General features: G+C 44.9%; 1 protein-coding gene. It reads left to right on the forward strand.

The features are described 5' to 3' along the window. Positions 1 to 216: 216 nt before the first annotated feature. Positions 217 to 3,441, forward strand: coding sequence for a reprolysin-like metallopeptidase (locus tag CHX27_RS00440; RefSeq protein ID WP_094484821.1), 3,225 nt, complete (start codon positions 217 to 219; stop codon positions 3,439 to 3,441). The last annotated feature ends 232 nt before the right edge of the window (positions 3,442 to 3,673 follow it).

A 3,673-nucleotide genomic window follows, 5' to 3' on the forward strand; every position in this document is an offset into this window, starting at 1 on the left:
GGTTTAGGTTGGGCAAAACGATACGTAAAATGGTGAACGTCATGAAGTCTATCCCGATAGCTATCGGGACTAGCTTCTAGCTTCTTTCTAACCCCAATTGTTATATTTCAAACAGAAAAAGTGTTAAAAGTTGAAAATATAACTTTTATCTAAATTAAGATCTTTAAATTTGATTTGTTAAAAAACTATTCACTAACTAATCAAACTACAATTTTTATGAAGAAAAAGCTGTTATCGCTTGTCTTTAGTGCGATTTCGGTAGTTTCTTTGGCGCAAAACACGCCTTATGTAACGTCCGCCCCCAAATCTGCCTCAGACATTGTTGTTCGTAACAAAGCCGACATCAGAGCCCCAAAACTCTATGTTATTGATGAAAATCAAGTGGCTCAAATCTTGTCAACTGCTCCCGACCTGTTTTCCGGAGCAAAAAGTACCACCTTACTTAGTTTGCCCGACGCGCAAGGTGCCCTGCAAACTTTCGAAATGTACGTAGCTTCTAACATGGAGCGCGATTTACAGGTGCGCTATTCTGAAATTAAGTCGTATCGCGGGACATCCAAAACAAAGCCCGGCGAGACACTTTATTTGAGCATATCGCCACTGGGTTTACAAACCATGGTTCTGGGAGCCGATCGCAAAGCAACATTTATTGAGACGTACACCACAAATCGTTCGCAATATATTGTTTACGAAAAGTCGGAAAACTGGTTTACCGAAGGCTCTTTCGCTTGCCGTGTTGTCGACGACATCAAAAAGTCGAGAACCAATGCGGGCGAGCAAGTAGCATTTCGTCCGAATGCCGATGACGGCACGTTCAGAACCTATCGTTTAGCCATGTCGGTTACTGGCGAATACACCGCATATTTCGGTGGAACCAAAGCCTTAGCTCTTGCCGCAATAAATGCCACGATGACTCGTGTGAACGGTGTTTTCGAGAAAGATTTTGGCGTTCGTATGAATTTGATTGCCAACACAGATTTAGTGATTTACACTAATGCTTCGACAGATCCGTATTCGGCGGCCGCTACTGGCGCGGGAGGCGCTTGGAATCAAGAACTGCAAACTACATTAACCAACGTAATCGGAAGTGCAAACTACGATGTTGGTCACTTATTTGGTGCTTCGGGTGGTGGCGGAAACGCAGGTTGTATTGGCTGCGTTTGTCGAAATCCAACTACAGCTCAGCCGTTAGGAAAGGGAAGTGGTTACACTTCGCCAGCCGATGGTATTCCACAAGGCGATGCCTTTGATATCGATTATGTAGCACACGAACTCGGTCACCAATTCGGAGCAAACCACACCTTTACGCACAGCAACGAAGGCACAGGTGCTCAAATGGAACCGGGCAGTGGCTCAACCATCATGGGTTATGCAGGTATTACCGGACCTACTACCGATGTGCAAACGAATTCCGATCCGTATTTCCACGCACAGAGTATCCAACAAGTTACCAACTACATTAAAACAACTACTTGTCAGACCAATACAACAACTGGTAATGCGATTCCAGTTGTAAATGCAGGTTTAGATTACACCATTCCGCGTGGCACGCCATTTATGTTAACTGGAACGGCTACCGATGCAAATAGTGCAAGCTTAAACTATTGTTGGGAGCAAATGAACGTGGGAACCTCGACCTCGACGATCCCAAGCGCAACCCGCACTACAGGACCCGCTTTCCGTTCGTTCTTGCCAAGCACGTCGCCAACGCGTACGTTCCCACGAATGTCGACTGTCTTAGCCGGCGCAACTTCTTGGACTTGGGAAGTGGTGCCTACAGTAGCTCGCACTATGAATTTCAGATTGACGGTTCGTGATAACGATGTGGCTGGACCTGCAAATAATAGCGACGACATGATTGTAACAGTGAATGCAACAGCTGGGCCTTTTACGGTTTCGGCACCGAATACAGCGGTATCTTATGCGGGTGGTTCCTCACAAACTATAACTTGGAACGTGGCTGGAACAACAGCAAACGGCGTGAATTGCGCCAATGTTGATATTTTGCTTTCAACCAATGGTGGAGCATCATTTGATACTGTTTTAGCTGCTGCAACGCCAAACGATGGCACGCAAGCGGTTACGATTCCGAATACACCAGGAACTCAAAACCGTATCATGGTTAAAGGAACAAATCACATATTTTTTGATGTTTCAAACACCAACTTTACAATTACCGCAGGAAGTACAGATACAACTGCACCTTCAGCACCGCTTAACTTGGCTGCAGCAGGTACTACACAAACCAGTACAAACTTGAGCTGGTCAGCCGCTACAGACAATGTTGGCGTTACCGGATACGACGTATTAAGAAATGGAGTTGTAATTGGTTCGACAACCACCGCAACTACTTTTGCGGTTACAAGTTTGGTAGCTTCGACAGCTTACACGTTTAACGTTCGTGCTAAAGACGCTGCTGGAAACATTTCGGCGAACAGCAACACAGTTTCTGTAACAACTTCAGCTGCTGCAGACACCACTGCGCCAACAGCACCAACTTTGTCGGCTTCGGGAACAACACAAACAGCAACGAATTTAAGCTGGACAGCTGCCACAGATAACGTGGGAGTAACCGGATACGATGTTTTAAGAAATGGGGTCGTAATTGGGTCGACAACAACCGCAACCACTTTTGCAGTTACGGGTTTAACGGCAGCGACCGCGTACACTTTTAACGTTCGTGCAAAAGACGCAGCTGGAAACATCTCTGCAAACAGCAATACGGTTTCGGTAACAACATTGTCAAGTTCCGTTACTTATTGCGCATCTCAAGGAAACAGTACCGCCGACGAGCGCATCGGACGTGTAGTATTCGGAACGATTAACAATCCGTCGACAGGAACTGCTGGCTACGAGAATTTCACAGCGATTTCGACAAACGTGGTTCGCGGATCGGCTAATACAATAACGATAACACCATTTTGGACAGGATCGGTATTTAGCGAAGGTTACCGCGTTTTCATTGACTACAATCAGGATGGAGATTTTGCAGATACCGGAGAAATAGCATTCACAAGAACAGCTACAACAGCAACTCCAATTACCGGAACAATTACAATTCCGACTACGGCATTATTGGGCAGCACACGTATGCGTGTTTCGATGAAATACAACGGAACTCCAACCGCTTGTGAAGCGTTTTCTTACGGTCAGGTTGAGGATTATACCATCAATATCACTGCTTCAGCAGCACGTTTGACAGACGATTCGGCTGTGGTTGCCATCAAAGGTTATCCGAATCCGTTGCGTGAAGGCAATTTCTATGTCGAAGGTGTAGCGGCAGATACTGTGTATCAAGTGGTGAACACGCTGGGTCAGCAAGTACTTCGAGGAAAGTTCAACGGTTCATATCTTGATGTTACGCAACTCAAGGCAGGAACCTACGTTTTGGTTTTTGAAACCGGAGATGAACCTCAGGTACTTCGTATGATTAAGTTGTAAGAATTTTTTTGAGAATAGAAAAAGCTGTCTTGGTAATTCGAGACAGCTTTTTTGATTGGGAGATTCAAAGATTTTGAGATTCAAAGATTGAAAGATTTCGAGATTTCGAGATTTCAAGATTGAAAGATTGAAAGATTTCAAGATTGAAAGATTGAAAGATTGAAAGATTGAAAGATTGAAAAGTTTCCCCTTTGTGAACTTTGCGTAAATCTTTGCGCCCTTTGCGGTTAGC

The sequence above is a fragment of the Flavobacterium aurantiibacter genome (genome assembly GCF_002251775.1).
GTDB lineage: Bacteria > Bacteroidota > Bacteroidia > Flavobacteriales > Flavobacteriaceae > Flavobacterium > Flavobacterium aurantiibacter.

Coding starts and splice junctions, on each gene's coding strand:
- CHX27_RS00440 (WP_094484821.1), top strand. CDS start 217: ATGAAGAAAAAGCTGTTATCGCTTGTCTTTAGTGCGATTTCGGTAGTT.